Annotated in this window: 16 protein-coding genes; 14 read left to right on the top strand and 2 right to left on the bottom strand. The window is 40.1% G+C overall.

Annotated elements, in window-relative coordinates; genetic code table 11:
- The first annotated feature begins 6 nt into the window (after positions 1-6).
- The 14 genes from HMPREF9018_RS00575 (at position 7) to HMPREF9018_RS00510 (ending at position 16,102) form a co-directional block, all read left to right on the top strand.
- Complete coding sequence (locus HMPREF9018_RS00575) at positions 7-1,692, top strand: beta-ketoacyl synthase N-terminal-like domain-containing protein (protein ID WP_008446453.1); 1,686 nt, start codon at positions 7-9, stop codon at positions 1,690-1,692.
- Between the two features lie 18 nt (positions 1,693-1,710).
- A complete protein-coding gene (locus HMPREF9018_RS00570; RefSeq protein ID WP_008446553.1) occupies positions 1,711-1,968 on the top strand; it encodes a phosphopantetheine-binding protein in 258 nt (85 codons plus the stop codon).
- Positions 1,969-1,998: 30 nt separating this feature from the next.
- Positions 1,999-3,762, top strand: coding sequence for a beta-ketoacyl-[acyl-carrier-protein] synthase family protein (locus HMPREF9018_RS00565; RefSeq protein ID WP_008446603.1), 1,764 nt, complete (start codon positions 1,999-2,001; stop codon positions 3,760-3,762).
- A complete protein-coding gene (locus tag HMPREF9018_RS00560; protein WP_008446559.1) occupies positions 3,750-4,103 on the top strand; it encodes an EamA family transporter in 354 nt (117 codons plus the stop codon). Before HMPREF9018_RS00565 ends, HMPREF9018_RS00560 begins: the two co-directional genes overlap by 13 nt.
- A gap of 2 nt (positions 4,104-4,105) precedes the next feature.
- Positions 4,106-4,726 (top strand): flexirubin biosynthesis/transport protein LolA2, encoded by a 621-nt coding sequence (locus HMPREF9018_RS00555; protein ID WP_008446664.1) that lies wholly within the window; start codon positions 4,106-4,108, stop codon positions 4,724-4,726.
- Positions 4,701-5,123: a hypothetical protein gene (locus HMPREF9018_RS00550; protein WP_039863833.1), complete on the top strand. Its 423-nt coding sequence runs from the start codon at positions 4,701-4,703 to the stop codon at positions 5,121-5,123. Before HMPREF9018_RS00555 ends, HMPREF9018_RS00550 begins: the two co-directional genes overlap by 26 nt.
- Entirely contained in the window at positions 5,107-5,505 is a 399-nt protein-coding gene (locus HMPREF9018_RS00545; RefSeq protein WP_008446555.1) for an ApeI family dehydratase, read from the top strand. The genes HMPREF9018_RS00550 and HMPREF9018_RS00545 overlap by 17 nt, the downstream gene beginning before the upstream one ends.
- Positions 5,499-6,995 carry a glycosyltransferase gene (locus HMPREF9018_RS00540; protein ID WP_008446686.1) on the top strand — a complete coding sequence of 499 codons (1,497 nt, stop codon included), beginning with the start codon at positions 5,499-5,501 and terminating at the stop codon, positions 6,993-6,995. The genes HMPREF9018_RS00545 and HMPREF9018_RS00540 overlap by 7 nt, the downstream gene beginning before the upstream one ends.
- Positions 6,996-7,001: 6 nt before the next feature.
- A complete protein-coding gene (locus HMPREF9018_RS00535) occupies positions 7,002-8,510 on the top strand; it encodes a phytoene desaturase family protein (RefSeq protein ID WP_008446497.1) in 1,509 nt (502 codons plus the stop codon).
- Entirely contained in the window at positions 8,507-10,015 is a 1,509-nt protein-coding gene (locus HMPREF9018_RS00530) for a phytoene desaturase family protein (RefSeq protein WP_008446557.1), read from the top strand. Before HMPREF9018_RS00535 ends, HMPREF9018_RS00530 begins: the two co-directional genes overlap by 4 nt.
- Positions 10,008-10,886: an alpha/beta hydrolase gene (locus tag HMPREF9018_RS00525; protein WP_008446426.1), complete on the top strand. Its 879-nt coding sequence runs from the start codon at positions 10,008-10,010 to the stop codon at positions 10,884-10,886. Before HMPREF9018_RS00530 ends, HMPREF9018_RS00525 begins: the two co-directional genes overlap by 8 nt.
- A 33-nt stretch (positions 10,887-10,919) precedes the next feature.
- The gene (locus HMPREF9018_RS00520; RefSeq protein WP_008446620.1) at positions 10,920-14,504 is read left to right on the top strand and encodes a 1-acyl-sn-glycerol-3-phosphate acyltransferase; all 3,585 of its coding nucleotides are present in this window, start codon (positions 10,920-10,922) and stop codon (positions 14,502-14,504) included.
- Positions 14,505-14,579: 75 nt separating this feature from the next.
- A complete protein-coding gene (locus HMPREF9018_RS00515) occupies positions 14,580-14,804 on the top strand; it encodes a phosphopantetheine-binding protein (protein WP_008446483.1) in 225 nt (74 codons plus the stop codon).
- On the top strand, positions 14,801-16,102 hold the full coding sequence (locus tag HMPREF9018_RS00510; protein WP_008446672.1) for a class I adenylate-forming enzyme family protein: 1,302 nt from the start codon (positions 14,801-14,803) through the stop codon (positions 16,100-16,102). Before HMPREF9018_RS00515 ends, HMPREF9018_RS00510 begins: the two co-directional genes overlap by 4 nt.
- A 132-nt stretch (positions 16,103-16,234) precedes the next feature.
- Here the strand turns inward: HMPREF9018_RS00510 and HMPREF9018_RS00505 are convergent, their stop codons facing one another.
- The gene (locus HMPREF9018_RS00505) at positions 16,235-18,886 is read right to left on the bottom strand and encodes a hypothetical protein (protein WP_008446507.1); all 2,652 of its coding nucleotides are present in this window, start codon (positions 18,884-18,886) and stop codon (positions 16,235-16,237) included.
- Positions 18,887-18,947: 61 nt separating this feature from the next.
- Positions 18,948-19,139: a hypothetical protein gene (locus HMPREF9018_RS00500; protein WP_008446680.1), complete on the bottom strand. Its 192-nt coding sequence runs from the start codon at positions 19,137-19,139 to the stop codon at positions 18,948-18,950.
- Positions 19,140-19,233 lie beyond the last annotated feature (94 nt).

Raw genomic sequence — 19,233 nt, 5'->3', positions numbered from 1 at the left:
AAGATTATGGCTTATATATTATCAGATAATATCATATCTGCTTTAGGAGAAACATCTGAAGAAAACTATTTAGCAGTGAAATCAGGTAAGTCTGGTATTCGCACTTATGCTAAAGGTTATCATGATATTGCTGAATCTTTTACAGGATCTTTTCTTTTTGCAGATTTTAAAAAGATAGTTTTTCGCTCAGTAAAGAAAGCCATTAGCAAGCTCAATGTAGATATAGAAAAGCAGAAAGTGGCATTTATATTAAGTTCTACCAAAGGAGATATTGAGAGCTTAGGTGTAGAAGATGATGATAAATGGTATTTGAGCGAGGTTGCTAAAGACGTTGCGCTAACTTTTGGAATGAAGCCCTTTGTGGTTTGTAATGCTTGTGTGTCAGGCTTATCGGCTTTGATATTAGCTTCTCGCTTGTTAGATCAAGGCAGGTACGACTATGCAGTGGTATGTGGTTGTGATACGCCTAAAGGCTTTATTATCTCCGGATTCCAATCGTTGAAGGCCTTATCCTTAAAGCCTTGTAAACCTTTTGACATGGACAGGTCTGGGCTTAACCTTGGCGAAGCTGCTGCAACGTTGGTTCTTTCAAGGGTTCTACCTCAACATCTTTCATCTAATAAGGTTTGGACTATAAGTAAAGGCTTTGTAAGGAATGATGCCTATCACATTAGTGCTCCTTCAAAGACAGCTGAAGGCTTGTATAAGGCTTTAAGAGAAACGTTATATGATGTAGATAAAGCTAACTTAGCCTTTATAAATGCTCATGGGACAGCAACGTTGTTTAATGATCAGATGGAGTCGTTAGCTATTCAAAGAGCTAACTTGTCAGAAGTTCCTATAAACGCATTGAAAGGATATTTTGGTCATACCTTAGGAGCTGCAGGAGTGTTAGAAACTATTTTATGTATGCAGTCGGTAGATGATAATAACATAATAGGTACGTATGGTTATGAGGAGCTTGGTGTTTCAGGTAGAGTGAATGTAGTTAAGGCTAATAGCGTTACGAGCAAGAAGGCTTTTGTAAAGATGCTTTCAGGCTTTGGTGGCTGTAATGCCACAGTCTTAGTAGAAAAGAAAGAGCCTGTTACGAGCTGTTTAGAGTATATGCAGGAGGTAAGTTTTATAAAGCGTCATAAAGTAAGTTTGTCTGCTCAGGGTGCTTTTGTTGATGGTAAAGCTGTTGTAGTAGATAATGGTAATGGTGATGCGAGTCTACTTACTGCTATTTATAAGCAAAAAATAGGCAGCTATATTAGGTATTATAAGATGGACGGTCTGTGCCGTTTAGGTTTTGTTGCATCTGAATTGTTGTTGCAGGCTGAAGGGAAAGAAAGGTTTAAGGACTGTGATGATAGGGCTGTAGTACTTTTTAATCGTTCTTCTTCTATTTCCTCGGATAGGAAATATTTAGAATCAATACAAAGTAAAGAGAACTATTATCCCAGTCCTTTGGTGTTTGTTTACACATTACCTAATATAGTAACAGGAGAAATTGCTATTAGAAATCATTATCATGGTGAAACTTCCTTTTATATCTTGCCTCAAAAGAGCGAGGAGCAGATGTATGAGGTGTTAGATACTTTGGCGCAGGATAAGCATATAAAGAGTGTGTTAACAGGCTGGATAGATTATGAGGACGATACCCATTTTGAAGTGGATCTTGAGCTTATAGAAATAAGAAATAAATAAAAAAAAATAAAAACAACAATGGAAGAATTGATAAAAGAATTGAAGCAGGAAATTATAGAAGCATTAAATCTTGAGGAGATGACCCCTGATGATATTGATGAGAATGATGCTCTCTTTGGTGATGGCTTAGGGTTAGACTCTATTGATGCATTGGAACTTATAGTGTTATTGGAGAAAAAATACGGAATAAAGCTTTCTGATCCTGCAAAGGGTAAAGAGATCTTTAAGAGTGTGTCAACAATAGCTGATTATGTAGATAAGAATAGAAAAAAATAGATATAGGTATTCTCTAAAAATCATATAAAGATGAATATCGCAATTACAGGAGAGGGAATAGTCTCTGCTATTGGTAAAAACAAGCAGGAGGTATTGTCATCTTTGCTTGATGGCAGAACGGGTATAGGTAAGATGAAACATTTACAATCTGTTCATCACGAATTGCCTGTAGCAGAGGTCGATTTATCTAATGAAGAGATGAAATCTATTCTTGGCATACCTTCCGATAAGATGATGAGCCGTACTGCTTTGTTGGGTATGTTAGCTATAGATGAGGCTTTGAAAGATGCTCACATAGATGTATCAAAGTATAGGGATAAGCCTTTGCGTATAGTTCTTGTGTCGGGAACAACGGTAGGTGGTATGGATATTACCGAGCTTTGCTTTGACCATATAGAGCAAGAGGATAGAGCGTCGCTTATACGTCATCACGATTGTGGTCATAATACGTTGTCTATGTCTAACTATTTTGGTATCTTTAGCGATGTAACTACTTTGTCTACCGCTTGCTCTTCGGCAGCTAATGCTATTATGTTTGGTGCAAGGCTTATAGAAGCAGGGCAGGCAGATATGGTGGTAGCAGGTGGTACAGAGGCTTTGACTCGTTTTCATCTTAATGGTTTTAATTCGTTGATGATACTCGATGATGAGCAGTGTCGTCCTTTTGATGAAACAAGAGCTGGAATAAATCTTGGCGAGGGTGCAGCCTTTTTAGTGTTAGAATCGGAGCAGATAGCTACGCAAAGGGGTGTTAGCCCACATGCTTACTTGACGGGTTATGGTAATGCTTGTGATGCTTTCCATCAAACGGCGTCTTCAGAAAATGGTCAGGGAGCTTATCTTGCTATGAAGGAGGCTTTGCATAGCGCACATCTTTCGGCTAATGATATACAGTATATAAATGCTCATGGGACGGGTACTCCTAATAATGATCAGAGCGAAAGTGTGTCTTTAAGACGTGTCTTTGGAGATAATCTTCCTTTGGTATCGAGTACAAAATCTTTTACGGGGCATACTACAAGTGCCTCGGGAGGTATAGAAGCTGTTATATGTTTGCTTGCTATAGAAAACCATTTTGTTCCAGCTAATTTGGGTTGGAGTAATCAGATGAAAGACGGTATAACCCCTACTTTGGGAGTAAGAGATATTGAGTTGCGTCATGTACTTTGTAATTCGTTTGGTTTTGGAGGTAATGATACATCTTTAGTAATATCTTCTTGTCCTACGTTGAAAGAAGAAACTGTTTTTTCTAAAGATAAAATAAAGGTTCTTTCTAAGGTAGAGATAACAAGTATAGAGCAGTTGTCTGGTATTAGTAAGTATGTTAAGCCTTTGGAATCTCGTCGTATGGGTAAGATAATGAAGAGCTCTCTTCTTTCATCGCTCGAGGCTTTGGAGCAAGCAGGTATAAAGACGCCAGAAGCTATCATTACAGCTACTGCTTATGGCTGTTTGGAAAACAGTGAGCGTTTGTTATATCAGATAAGGTCAGAGGGTGAGGTAATGTTAAAGCCCACTTATTTTATGCAGAGCACACATAATACTATTGGTAGTAATATAGCTATAAAGACCCATTGCAATGGTTATAATGTTACTTATACTCAGGAGTCTCATTCTTTAGATTGGGCTATTCGTGATGCTGAAATGTTGCTGCGTAGCGGTAAGGTTAAGAACGTGTTAGTGGGCTGTCATGATGAGAGTACGTTGCTTTTTGATACTTTATCAGATGATGTTCATCAAAAGGATTTGCCCGGGGTACATTCTGTAGTTATGGTGTTGTCATGTGGAGAGTAATAGTGTTATCTGTTTTGCAAAGTGTTCTGCTATCAGGTGGGCAAGTGTTCTTAAAGTTTGGCTTAGGTAAGATGCAGCCTTTTGGCTGGAGGCGTAGCTTTTGGGTTAGCTTGTTGCTTAACTGGCAGTTTGCCTGCTGTGGTGTGTTCTTTGGCATTAGTTCCATTCTTTGGATGTATATTGTTAAGCGTTATCCGCTAAGTGTTGCTTATCCTATGATAAGTTTGAGCTATGTTTTTGGTCTTCTCGCGGCAATGTTGTTTTTTAATGAGTCCGTTTCTATGGTAAAATGGTTAGGAGTGGGCTTTATAATAATAGGATGTTTTTTAATAGCAAAATAATTATGAAAAGGTTTTTTGTTCTTTTTATTGTTTTAGGTATGTTTTTCTCTATAGCTTCTGCACAGCTTAATGAGGCACAGCTAAAGCGTCAAATAAATGCATTGGCTTTGAAAATGAAGTCGATGCAATGTGATTTTGTGCAGACAAAGTATATCAAGATGCTCAATTATAATATGGTATCACGAGGTAAGATGTTTTATCAACAGGGTAATAAGCTTCGTTGGGAATATACATCTCCTTATACTTATGCTTTTGTTCTTAATGGGCAAAAGGTGCTTATAAGCAGGGGTAAGCGCAGTGATGTTATTAATATTAATCAGAGCAAGATGTTTAAGGAGATAGCTCGTGTTATGATGAATAGTGTGGTAGGTAAATGTTTGACGGACACAAAGGACTTTAAGTCGAGCATAACCGATGCTTCTACAGAATATATAGCTACCCTTTATCCACAGCAAAAGCAGATGAGGCAAATGTTTCAAAAGATAGTTTTACGCTTTAACAAGCATAGTTCTATGGTTTCTACAGTGGAGCTTGTAGAAAAGAAAGGCGATAAGACTGTTATAGTGCTAAAGAATGTCAAGACTAATGTTCCTATATATGCAAAGGTTTTTAGTATCAATTAGTATTTGCATACTAAGTTTTCTGGTATTACCTTTGCATGGTCAGTCGTTATTTCCTGACAGTATAGGCTCAAGGGTAAGGTATGATGCTACTATAGAAATGCAGAAAGGCTATGCAAGTGGCATCTGTGTCTTGATGCATGATGTAAGTGGTGTTAAGGGTTGCTTGTTTAATGAGTTTGGCATCTCTGTTATTAGCTTCACTTATTTCCCCGACCTTGATAAAGTAAAGATAGATAGTGTTATTAAGATGTTTGATAAGTGGTATATAAAGAGAGTATTGCGTACCGATTTGCTTTGCCTGATGAAGAATTTGCAGCAGGGTGTTTCTTGTTATCGTAATGAGAAATATAAGATAGATTATAAATTTTCATTATTAAAAGATGCAGCTGAAGAATAATCTATATACTATAGTAGATAAGTCTATAACCGAGCCTCCATGCAGCTTTACAATAGCTTTAAACAAGGCTCACATCATCTATCAGGCTCATTTCCCGGGCGAACCTATTACTCCCGGTGTATGTATTGTACAGATAGGTAAGGAGCTTTTAGAAGAATACTTAGAGGATTATTTCTCTATAAAGTTAGCATTAGAGATAGTAAAGGTAAAGAACGTAAAGTTTATTTCTATTATTTCGCCTATAGATGCGTCAAGGGTGGAATATAAAATAAAGAAGTTAGATGTCTTAGAAGACTTTCTTAGGGTTAAGGCACAAATAGAGGTAAGTGCTTCGGGTGAGTTAAAGTGTAAGATGTCTTTAGAGTTAAGAAAGCAATGTTGAAAGAAGAAGTAAAAAGGCAGCTTACCCTAAGAGGCATTTGTGTTGTTATACCTACTTATAATAATGAAAGAAGTGTTCTAAAGGTGGTGTTGGAAACATTGTCTTATTGTGATAATGTTATTGTTGTTAATGATGGAAGCACAGATAGCACAACGTCTCTTTTGAAGGAGATAGATAATATCACGTTGTTATCATATTCTAAAAACAGGGGTAAGGGCTATGCTCTAAAGGTAGGGTTTATGAAGGCTTTAGAAATGGGCTTTGCCTATGCTATCACTCTTGATGCTGATGGGCAACATTATCCTAAAGATATAGAGCTTTTCTTAGAGGCTAACAAGAGGAGTCCCGGTGCTTTGATAATAGGAAATCGCAATTTAGAGGGGGTAGATCGCTCTAAGGGTAGCAGCTTTGCTAATAAGTTTTCTAATTTTTGGTTTTGTGTTCAGACAGGTAAGTTTTTAAGTGATACGCAGACGGGTTATCGCTTGTATCCATTACGCAAGCTATATGGGCTATCATTGCTCACCTCTCGTTATGAAGCAGAGTTAGAGCTTTTGGTTTTTGCAGCATGGCATGGCGTAGAGCTGGTGTCAATACCTGTTAATGTATATTATCCTCCTCGTCAAGAGCGTGTTAGCCATTTTAGAGCTGGGACTGACTTTGCGAGGATTTCAGTTTTAAACACTATACTTTGTTTTTTAGCCGTAGTGTATGGTTTGCCTTTACGTTTATGGCGTCTTTTAATGGTTTTTATAAGAACAGCATACTCCTTGTTGTTTTTTGTTTTTTTCTCTCTTATTATCTTTACTCCGTTCACATGGTTATATATTAAGTTAGGTAAGATGACCGAAAAGAAGAGTTTTCGTTTACATCAGCTTATCTATTATGCTTCACGCTTTGTTATTATGCGTCATGGTGTTCCCGGAGCAAAGTTTTATAGTAAGTTTTTAGCAAATGTAAGTTTCGATAAGCCACGTATCATAATATGTAATCATCAGTCGCATCTCGACTTAATGTGTCAGCTTATATTTACACCAAAGATAATCTTTCTCACCAATGAGTGGGTATGGAACAATCCTTTCTATGGCTTTATGATACGTAAGGCAGAATATTTACCCGTTAAGGAGGGTATTGACTCTTTAGTATGTAAGCTCAAGCCGCTTGTAGCAAGGGGGTATAGCATAGCAATATATCCGGAAGGCACTCGTTCTATGGATTGTAAGATAGGCAGGTTTCACCAAGGAGCTTTTTACATAGCGCAAGAGTTAGGATTAGATATTTTACCTATGTATCTTTATGGTACAGGTAAGGTGCTTCCTAAAAAGACTTATCACTTACGCAAGGGCTTGTTATATATAGAGGTAGATAAGCCTTTCTCGCAGGCAGAATTGCAGCAGATGGGCAATTGTCAGCAGCAAGCCTCTGCCATGCGTAAGCATTATAAGGAAAGGTATGAGGAGATATCTAACAGGTGTGAGCAAATGATATAAATAATTATGTTAAGGGCAGATAAGAAGAAGGTCGTTATTATAGGAAGTGGATTAGGAGGGTTGTCCACAGGAGTTATCTTAGCTAAAAACGGTTATGATGTTACTGTGTTAGAACAAGGCACGCAGGTAGGAGGGTGTTTGCAATGCTTTTATCGTGGTGGTGATAAGTTTGAAACAGGTATGCACTTTATAGGTAGTGCCTCTGAAGGGCAAACATTAAGAAAGCTGCTTACTTTTCTGGAGATAGATAAGGATATTACCCTTTCACCATTAGATACTAAAGGTTATGATGTGGTGTCTTTAGGGGGTAAGCGGTATAGGTTTGCAAATGGTAAGGAGGCTTTTATTAAGCAAATGACTAAATATTTTCCACATCAGCACGACAACTTAGTGAGATATTATGATCTGGTAGAAAAGATAGCCTCTGCATCGTCTTTACACTCTTTGAAATATGCCGAAACGGACGCTTCTGTTAATACGGAGTATCAGCTACGCTCTGTAAATGAGGTTATCGACAATATTATCACAGACCCTTTACTATCTAAAGTTCTTGTAGGCAACTTGCCGCTTTATGCTGCTGAAAAAGATAAAACGCCCTTTTCTACTCATGCTTTTATTATGGACTTTTATAATCAGAGTGCTTACAGAGTGAAAGGAGGGAGCGATACCATTGCAGCAGCGTTAGTAAGAGTAATAGAGAGCTATGCCGGTAAGGTTATAACCCGTAAGAAAGCCACTAAGATTATATGCGACGACACACACGCCACCTTCGTTGAGGTGAATGGTAAAGACCTTTTGCCTTGCGATTATGTTATCTCTGACGCTCACCCCATGCGCACTTTAGAGCTACTTAACACCAAGCTCATACGTCCTGCCTTTCGTAAGCGCATTAACGAGATACCACAAACGGTTGGGGGCTTTTCTGTTTACTTGAGTTTTAAGAAAAACACTGTGCCTTATATTAATTATAATTATTATGGTTATCAGACAGATACTCCTTGGGATTGTGAGAAATATACCTCTGAAACGTGGCCTAAAGGCTTTCTTTATATGCACTTTTGTCCAAACAACCTAACAGGCTTTGCCTCTACGGGGGTAATCTTGTCGTATATGCAGATGAAAGATGTAGAGCAGTGGGCAGACACTTCAGTAGGGCATAGGGGGAAAGACTATGAGGAGTTTAAGAAGGAAAAAGCCGAAAAACTTATATCTGTTTTAGAACAGCATTTCCCTAATATAAGTGATAATATCAGCAGATATTATACGTCCACTCCTCTTACCTATCGTTATTATACAGGCACAGAGGGAGGATCTATGTATGGCAACGCTAAGGATATTAATATGGCAGCAGCTTGCAGGGTGCCACAAAGAACAAGGATACCGAATGTTTTTCTTACAGGGCAGAACATTAACTCTCATGGTATGTTAGGGGTTTTGGTAGGAGCTATAGTAACGTGCAGCGAGCTTCTTACAGCAAAAACAATATATAAACAGATACAGGAGGCTAACAAATGAAAACAGTAGTTATTATAGGTGGAGGATTAGGCGGACTTGTTTCTGGTGCTATACTTGCAAAGGAAGGCTTTAAGGTAGTAGTGCTTGAGAAAAATTCTACTATAGGTGGTGGGTTACAAACTTTCAGTAGGTTTGGCGAAAGGTTCGACACAGGTATGCACGTTATAGGAGGTATGCAGGAAGGAGGTAATATTTACCGTCTTTGTAAGTATTTAGGTATTATAGACAAGGTGCTTTTAAGGCGTGTTGATGCCGAATGTGCGGATAGTCTTTATTTTGCAGAAGACAAAAAGCGTTATAATATCAAAGAGGGTAAAGAGGGCTTTATAAGCTCTTTAGCATATTATTTTCCTAAAGAAAGGGAAAATATAGCAGCATACGTTAAAGCGATATATGATATTAGTGATAATGTAGACTTGTTTCATCTTCGCCCTTCTAAAGACAGCCTGTTTAAAAGATATCCCGACGACTTTCTCCTTTCGGCAGATGCCTTTGTGGCAAAGTATATTAATAATCCTAAGCTGCGTAGCATAGTAGCTTATATGAATCCGCTTTATGGTGGTAGGGGCGATGAAACTCCTTCGTTTATACATGCTATTATCAGTACGCTATATATAAACGGTGCAAGCAGGTTTGTGGGAGGAAGCAGTAAGTTTGCCGATTTGTTAGTTTCCATTATAGAAAGCTCTGGCGGAGAGGTGATAGTAGGCGATAAAGTGGAATGGATAGAGGTAAACGATCATCATATAGATTTTGTAAAAACCTCTAAGGGTAGAGAGTATCATGGGCAGTATTATATATCAGATGTTCACCCATGCACTCTTCTTGAGCTTATGCCCCAGAAAGCATTCCCTAAGGCTTACAGAGACAGGCTTAGGTCTATACCAAACTCTTATTCTGCTTTTTCGGTATATATTAAGTTTAAGCCTAATACCTTTCCTTATATTAACCATTCGGAATATTATATGACGCAATACGCTGACGTGTGGCATTTTGGTGAGCCTCATAGCTTTTGGCCATTAGGGTTTTTGTTTATGACTCCACCCGAAGAACAGCAGTCTAAGTATGCTAATAAGGCATTAGTTACGGCACCTATGCTTTTTCAGGAGGTAGCTAAGTGGGAAAACACTGTTGTGGGTCATCGTGGTAAAGACTATGAGCAGTGGAAGGAGCAAAAGACACAGCAGATATTAAGAAAGGTAGAAGAGTTGCACCCTGGCTTTATGTCTTGCATAGAAAAGGTAAACGCCTCTTCGCCTCTTACCATTCGCGACTTTTATGGTGTTAAAGATGGGGCTTTGAGCGGTTATAGTAAGGACTATAAAAATATAACTCTCTCACAAGTGCCAGTGTTTACTAAGGTGGACAACCTTTTGCTTACAGGGCAAAATAATAATCTTCATGGCTTTTGTGGTGTCTCTCTAACGGCTATTAATACCGCAGAAGCTATCTTGGGAAAAGACTATATATTAAATAAGATTAATAATGAAGAGGCTAATGAATAGGCGATTATATGTGCTAAGCATAATATTGTTGGTCTTATTGCCCTTTACAAAAGCTAAAAAAGAGGAGCTAAGGGTAAACGTATGGCAAGGCACCAATGTAAGAAAAGCAGTAGAGATGACGCCTTATCTTGCTGCTGGGCATGATAACATATCTGTTGTGGTGTGTCCGGGGGGTAGCTACTTCTGGCACGATCTCAAGGCAGAGGGTGAAGCAGTGGGTAAGTGGTTACAGCGAAACGGCATTTCAGCCTTTGTCCTAAGGTATCGTACAGCAGGCTTTTGGGCATATCTTACCCGTTTTCGTTATCTTTTTCGTGGCTATAGGTACCCTGATTCTTTCAACGATCTACACCAAGCTCTTACCTATATACGCAAAAAGTCTAACGCATATAATATTAATCCACACCGTATAGGTGTTATGGGCTTTTCAGCTGGTGGACATCTGGTGATGTTAGCAGGCGAACTCCTTTCACCTAAAGAACGCCCAACCTTTATAGCCTCTATATACCCAGTGGTTACTATGGAGAAAATGTGTGTGCATAAACGTTCACGCAGGGCGTTGTTAGGCGATGATATGAAGAATAATATTTCTTTAAGACACTCTCTGTCAACAGAAAATCATGTACCAAAAGATTGCCCGCCTGTGTTTTTAGTTAATTGTAAAGACGACCCTATAGTGGACTTTCGTAACGCTGTGCTGCTCGATTCTGCCCTAAGCGTTAATAACATACCTCACAAGTACATACAATATCATACTGGGGGGCATGGCTTTGGAGCTGCCGAACATAAGGGAACTTTAGAGAGCAGAAGGTGGAAAGGTGAGTTTCTCTCATGGTTAAACGGGTTAATAAAGAAAAATATAACGAGGTAACAGGTTTTTTAAAAGGGTAAAAGAAAAGGAACTATGACTAACTTTATATTAAACATATACGCCTATATGAAGATGCACCGCATGATGTGCCTCTTCTCTTTCTTAGGCTTAACCTTGCTATTGGTGCTATCTATGCTGCGTCTTAACTATAAGGAAGACATAGCCGACTTCCTACCCATAGACAGCACACACCATAACGCCTTAAAGGTATATCAGGACATATCTGGAGCTAACAGGATCTTTGCCGTCTTCCAGTATAAAGACACCACTCATACTAACCCTGATGCTATGGTAAGCACTATAGATGCCTTTACCAAAGAAATAGCAAAAGCCGATACGGCTAAGGTTATAAGAAACGTGATGTCGCAGGTAGATATGCAGAAGATGACGGATATAACATCTTTCGTTTACGATAACATACCTTATTTCCTCACTAAGGCAGATTATATAAGAATGGACAGCCTGCTATCACAGCAAGGGTATGCTAAGAGAGAGTTGCAGCGAGATAAGCAGATGCTTATGTTTCCCGTAGGAGGAATATTAGCAGATAACATACAGCGCGACCCTCTTAACCTTTTCTTACCTATACTGAAAAGGCTGCAACCATCTGACGCAGACCTACAGTATGAGCTATACGATGGTCATATCTTTTCGCCCGATATGCAGAAAGCTTTTGTTATGATCTCTTCGCCGTATGGCGCAAGCGAGACCGAAAACAACGCCTCACTAATAGATATGCTTAATCTTTGCGCTACTAAGGTGGCAGGCAAAAACATCGATGTACACATCATAGGCGGCCCTGTTATAGCCGTTACTAATGCTAAGCAGATAAAGACGGACAGTATCTTGTCTGTAGCAATATCTGTAATACTGATATTAGCTTTGCTGCTTTTCTCTTTTCGCAATGTGCGTAACCTCTTCTTAATAGCTCTTTCCATAGCGTGGGGGTGGCTCTTCGCTATGGGGCTTATGGCTCTTTTACACGATAAGGTGTCTGTTATCGTCATAGGCATATCGTCTGTTATCTTAGGTATTGCTGTCAACTATCCGCTACACTTCATAGCCCACCTCTCACATACGCCTAACCATCGTAAGGCTTTGCGCGAAATAGTAGTGCCGCTCTTGGTAGGTAATGTTACCACGGTGGGAGCTTTCTTGGCGTTAGTACCATTGCAGTCGGTAGCTTTAAGAGACTTGGGCTTGTTTAGCTCTTTGCTCCTTGTAGGCACTATCTTCTTTGTCTTGATATATCTTCCGCACATCTCAAAGGCTACTACAAGCAGAAAGCATACTTTTTTAGACAAACTTGGCAACATATCCTTAGAGAATAAGCCTGCCTTTATTATCGTAGTGCTTATACTTACTGTGGTGTTTGGATATTTTAGCTTTAAGACAAAGTTTGATGCCAACATCGCACATATCAACTATATGACAAGCGCTCAAAAGGCAGACATGGCTTACTTTCAGCGCATGATGACCCATGGCAGCGGTCTAAAGAAGGTATATGCCATCTCTACCGATACTACCATAGACGCTGCTTTAGATAAAAACCTTCGTTTGCAGCCATATCTCAGGCGTTTGAAAGATAAAGGCTATATACATGAATATTCCTCTTGTAGCCGCTTCTTACCCTCTAAGAAAGAGCAGGCTCATAGGTTAAGCCTCTGGCGGGAGTTTCTCTCTCGACATAAGGCGGCTCTAAAGACATCTTTACACCGTAGTACCCTCTCGGAAGGCTTTGCTCCTAACAGCTTTGATAGCTTTTATGCCTTGTTAGAAAAGGAATACCCTGTGCGTGAAGTGGCTTACTTTGATAAGCTTATAAAGCAGATTTTTTCTTCTAACATCAGCATAGACCATGCCAAGAAGCAGTATAACGTTATAAGCCTTTTATCTGTAAAGGAGCATAATGTGAAGCCCGTAGAGGCTTATCTGAAGAAGAATGGTAGCAGTAGCTTTGACGTAGTGGGTATGAACAGTGCCATAGCCAGTTACCTTTCTAACGATTTCAATTATATAGGCTTTGCATGCGGCTTTATAGTGTTTTTGTTTTTATGGTTGTCTATGGGCAGCATAGAGCTTGCTTTGCTCTCGTTTGTGCCAATGGCTGTTAGCTGGGTATGGATATTAGGCTTTATGGGGCTTATGGGAATGCAGTTTAACATTGTTAATATTATCCTTGCTACTTTTATCTTTGGTCAGGGCGACGACTATACCATCTTTATGACCGAGGGTGCTGTATACGAGTATGCTTACCGCCGCAAGATGTTATCTTCGTATAAGCAGTCCATTATCATCTCGGCATTGATAATGTTTATAGGTATGGGTACGCTTATAGTGGCTCGCCACCCTGCTCTACATTCTTTAGCAGAGGTTACTATAACGGGTATGTTTTCTGTGGTCTTGATGGCTTATATCTTTCCGCCGCTCATCTTTAAGTTTTTAGTTAGTAACGCAGGCGGTTATAGAAGGCGTCCAGTGTCTATGAAGCCTTTGCTAAGAATGGGGCTTGCTGTAGTGGTATTCTTCTTTGAGATAATAACAGTATATGTAAGAGGCTTTTTTGTTTTTTGCTTTTTAAGGCATACAGAGGGTAGGGAGCAGAGCTTTAGACAGTATGTGCATAGGCTTTACCGTTATAGCTTGGCGCATATACCGAGTGTAAGATATAGGGTAGATAACCCTTTTAAAGAGAGCTTTAAGGCTCCTGTAATGGTTATTAGCAATCATCAGTCTATGTTAGATGCTGCCGTGTTTATGGCTTTAAGCCCTAAGCTGGTGCTTATATCTAATAACGCTCCAAGCAGCTCATGGGTGGTAAAGCGCATATATCGCTGGCTGGGATATGTTACTCTTAGTAGCGATATGCAGGCTAACATAGCCCTTTTAAAAGAGCGTGTGCGGCAGGGTTATAGCCTTGTGATGTTTCCCGAGGGCAGGCGTAACCCGCTCTCGTCTATACTACGCTTTCATAAAGGAGCGTTCTACATAGCCCAAGAGCTAAGTTTAGACATTGTACCCGTACTGCTCCATGGGCTTAACGAGGTGCTGCCACGAGGTAGCTTTATGGTATATGCAGGCCACATAGATGTAAGTATAGGCAAGAGAATATCACAAAACGATGCCACATGGGGCACAGACTATGTTAGCCGGACTAAAGCCATACATACATACTATGTTAAGCAGTATGCTAAGATAGCCTCTTTGAGGGAGACTGCCCGTTACTTTCATGGCTTGCTGCTCGACCGTTATCGTTATAAAGGCGTAGAGGTATATAAGTCGGTGAAAAAGAGCCTTAAACGCTTTGACGACTTTGATAAATGGATATCGCCCACGCCCACACGTCATAATGATGTCGTTGTGGTAAATAAAGGCTACGGAGAGTTTGCCCTGTTATATGCTTTAGTACATAAAGATGTGCAGGTATATGTCCTCGAAGAGGATAATGAGCGGGCTGCTCTGATAAGTTATTGCGCTGAAGGCATAACGCATAACGTGAAAATAATATCTCACAGCTACCTTAAAGCCTTAGACGTTACGCGCTGTAAGGTCTTTGCCTTTGCCCCTGACGGCGAAAAGCTGTCTACGTTTAGCGATGTTAATATCATTAGCCTGTAGCATATAACACGCAAACTAAGAGAAGACACATTAATATATAATAGAAACAACAATATTTTTTTAATAAATATAAAAATGAAAGAAGCTATAAGAACAAAACTTGAAGAGCTGTTGCCGCTCGTCGATTTCGATTCCGATTTCCTTTTTCAGGAACTCGATTCGCTTGGTATAACAACTATATTGATGACCCTTTCAGATATGTATGGTGTAGAGTTCGACTACAGTGATGTTACTCCCAAAAACTTCCGAACCATAGATAGCCTTATTAATATGGTTAAAGAAAAGATAAAACTAAAATGAAAATAGAGGATAAGCTGCGAAGCAATGCCGAGAGACATCGTGAAAGCATAGCCCTAAAGGCAGAGGGTTACACCGTTAGCTACTCACAGCTATACAACTATGTGTGTAGCAAGGCAAAGACCATGACATACTTTCCCGGCGAACTCGTACCCATAGAGGCAACACCTACGATAGAGTTTGTAGTAACTTACTTTGCCCTTCATCTCATAGATGCCGTTGCCGTACCTTTCGAGGCAGGGCTGCCTGAAAAGCGAAAAGAGGAAATAACAGCTATGTTTGCAGGTAAGAAAGCTCCCAAGGGGGTTGCCGATGTGCTATATACTACTGGCACTACGGGCAAGTCGAAGGCAGTAATGGTTAGCCATGATACTATCTTTGCTAATGCCGAAAACCTTGTTTTAGCACAAAAGTTTACAAGAGATGTTACCTTTATAGTAAGCGGACCTCTCAGCCATATAGGTAGCCTCTCTAAGCTATACCCCACTATCTTTGTAGGAGGTACTATACATCTTGTAGGGGGAATGAAAAACCTCACTGCCTTTTATGAAGCCATTGACGATGCTCCCTCTAAGGTAGCCACATTCTTAGTACCTACTAACATACGTATGCTGCTAACATTATCTAAGGAGAAGTTAGCCTCTTATGCCGATAAGATAGATTTCATAGAGACAGGTGCTGCCCCAATGGCGCAAACGGACATGGAGGCTCTTTGCAAAATCTTACCCCACACACGGCTTTATAACACTTATGCTTCTACCGAAACAGGTATAATAGCCACTTACGATTATAATGAGGGCGAGTGCTTGGCTGGGTGTTTGGGTGTGCCAATGAAACACTCTTCGTTTGCTATAACCCCCGAAGGTAGGGTCTGTTGCAAAGGTAAAACCCTCATGATGGGATATTTTGGCGACCCTGAACTTACTAAAACTATCTTAAAGGACAACACTATCGTTACTAACGACATGGGATATATAGACAGCAAGGGGCGGTTGCGCTTGCAGGGTAGGGGCGATGATGTTATTAATATAGGTGGTTTTAAGATAGACCCCACAGAGGTGGAAGCCACTGCTATGCAGTATGGCGGCGTCAGCGACTGTGTATGTATCTCGGTAAAGCACGCTTTCACCACTAATGCCTTAAAACTTATAATAGTGCGGGGTGAGGGCTATGAGCAAAAAGAGCTTATCAAGTTTTTAAAGTCGAGGCTCGAAGCCTATAAAGTGCCGCTATTATATGAAGAGGCATCAAAGATACATCGCACATTTAATGGCAAGATAGATAGGAAGCTTTATAGATAGAAAGCATTAGCTTCCTTTTTATTTCCACTTTATAATATGTAATTAAAGCGTGGGGCTATGCTCATAGTAACAAACCTATTGGCATAGCCCCACGCTTTTTTTAGTGTTTATAAATATCTTTTCTTTATATCCTTACTTCTTAGGATTAGGATTGTACGGACGCCTAATAAAGTCTAACTCTACATCTTTACCGTCTTTCTTAAACTCCTTTCTGTTTCTTGGAGCTTGCGGAGAGAACTCGTTAGTCTCGCGGCTGGCTATTAAGCGGACAGGGTAGTAATACACATTATTAGCATTATAATCTACAGCAAAGCCTTTATACGACATCTTTCGTGAAGCGAAAGTTATGTCTGAACCATATGGGTCATAACCCGTTTTTATATAAGAATAATTAGCCTGCACTCTTGTATAATAGTTGCAGGTAGGAGCACCTTCTACATTGGCTTTGTTACCATACATAGCTATAACACGGTAGCAGTCTACATTATATAAAGGGTTGCTATCAGAGCAGTCGCCCCACCATTCGTCGCTCATAATGTCTTTTATGTTTACATCGGCATTACCTATCCACCTGCTTTGTATGATGATGCGTGCCCCTTGCCCATCGTGGGTGTATTCGTTTTCAGGCTGCTTCCCTAAATCTACAAACCTATATCTATATACGCAGCGGTAGCGGCGCCCAATTTCTCGGCTATTTTTGCAATCTTTCTCGTCTATTTTAAGATAATTGTCTTCTGTAAAGAGCGGCTCAAACCTAATGGCGTATATCTCGCCCTTATGATCATCTTTCATAAAGTAAGAAGCCCAAATAGGCAAATCCTTCCAATAATCTGATTGTTTATGACCAACGCTTGATTTTATACAGATGGTTTCATCCATATTATCTTTTCTGGGTGAAAATATCTCAAAATAAGGGTTAGGGGCATCTTTTAAAGAGTTATCTCCATTAAAAAGCCATGGGTTTAAGTTTATTTCACGGTTAGGAATGTCTTTTAATATATTATAGAAGGCAACACCCCACTCTTCGGTGTTAGGCACATGAAAGCCCTGTGGAACATAGTCTTTGTTAAGGATAAAGTGTTGTTTAAATTCTTTACCTTTCCATGTCATATTATATGTTTTCCCATTAACTTTCTTTTCTGTATATCCGTCCCATTTATATTTTGCATACCAAAGATCATTTCCTGTAATGAAGCTATCATCAAACTTTGGCTGGTCAGCGTATAAGATGGTGTTAGTCCTTGCTAATCGCTCCAAAGGGTTAGGCCAAGGGTATTTAGGCAGCTTTTTGCCGTCCTGTGTTTCCACTTCTCTGAAGTTAGGGCGCACCACACCAAGCTCTATAGTCTTATATCCTATGCCGTCGCCCTTTTCTAAGGATACTCCAGTGATACACTCCGATGTCTCTGCATTCTTACTTCTCGTGTCTACTAACCATTCATCTGCATAACGCACCTTTCCTTTTACTGTCATCTTTCTGCCAAGCATAAAGCCGCCATGCTCTGCTGTTATCATAGACTGGTGGCGTAAAATGCCTTTATACTGGTCGTTGATAGGCATTCCCCATACAAAGAACTCATCGTACTTAGGGTTGCTAAATCTCCGGTCTCGCATCTTGCTTGAGTTATAGGTGTAGTGCCATTCGTAGAAGCCACCTCTCTTATGGTCAGGGTTAGGGTCGTTAAACCATGGGCGGTGATCCTCCTCATAGTTCCAGTACCACTGCTTACTTATGCTGTGCGCAGAGCCGTTTGAGTTTAAGCGCAGACGGCAGTCTAAGCCAAAGGTGTTGTCCCCCTGTGTGCGGTCGGCAATGTCTTCTAAAGGACACATTGTGAAGAAGCCGTTACCCGAAATCTGAGAGCTGGCAAAGGTATAGTTGTGCCCCTCTGGCTTTACAAGCTTTTCGTTGCGGCGTATCTTAAACTTTAGCAGTACGCCTAAAGGCTTAAAGTGCCAATTGCGTATCTCTACTTTGTTTTTACCCGTTATGTTAGATAGCTTAATCCAACCAGTAGAGAAAGGCACATCAGCCATTAGCTTGCCGTCAGAAGAGTATTTGTTATGCTGCGAGTTAGGTGCAGCAGGGTCAAAGAATATGCTAAAGTAATACATGTTCTTTATGTGCCTTATAAACTTTTGCTTAGCAGCTTCGTTATCAAAGTGTCTACCTGCTATTATCTTGTTTATGTTTTTAGGGTTAAGGCTTTCGTCTTGTCTACCCCCTATAACGCCACAGATAAACCACTCCTCTTTTCCCCCTTTTATATCCACCTTATCGTTAAGCCATGTAAGGTTGGTAAGGTTAGAGTTTTGTGTTCTTAGCGTTATACCCGTGCCGCTGGCATTAGCTACCTTGTTGCAGGTTATCTCGCCGGTAGCCAAGCATAGGTCTTTGTCCGTCTTCATGTAGAATTCTGATCCAGGGGCACTTCTATGATTTGAATCATATTTCACCAAGAAGATGCGCACCTTTATCTGATTGTCTTTGTCAGATAGCTGTGGATAGAAATGCCCGTCTTTATCTCCTCCCATCATAGGGAAGGCTCTTGTAGTGGGGGAAGCTCCTTCACCTTGGGCATCTTCCGTTATGGGCATACCCTCTAAGGAGGCACTTGCAGATATATAAGCCTGTGAGGTCTGTATATCTATACCTGATTGTTGCTCACTGCTTACAGTAGAAGCTGAAGAGCTTTTCTCTGTTAGATAGTCGGCACAGCTCGAATATAGCAGAGCTGAACATAAAACAAAGCTAAATGCTACTTTTTTTGCAGTCTTATTCATTGTTTTCTTTTTATTTACTTTACTTATATTATATATCTATGTGTGGCAAAGACGGCAGCTTTTAATCGTCGATTTCCTGACCTATAAGATTGTCGTCATCGGTAGTGACTTCTCCGCTAATGTCGCCACCGTTTGTAGTACCTGTGATGTCTCCCTGAATGCTTCCTGCCATTAGTGGCATATAGCCTGGCATGGTCATAAGGTAAGCCATGGGCTTACAGTATGGCAGCTTCTTTTCTTCTTTTTTTCTCATTATCCTCTTTTTTTATGTGTCTAAAAAAAATATCTTTCCTTTCACCTGTGTGTTTTCTTCTCGTAGCTTTCTCTTATAAAAAAACTATGTCTGC

The organism is Prevotella amnii CRIS 21A-A, from assembly GCF_000177355.1.
GTDB classification, from domain to species: domain Bacteria; phylum Bacteroidota; class Bacteroidia; order Bacteroidales; family Bacteroidaceae; genus Prevotella; species Prevotella amnii.
The sequence above is the reverse complement of the archived record's forward strand: the minus strand, read 5'-3'. Positions and strand labels throughout refer to the sequence as shown.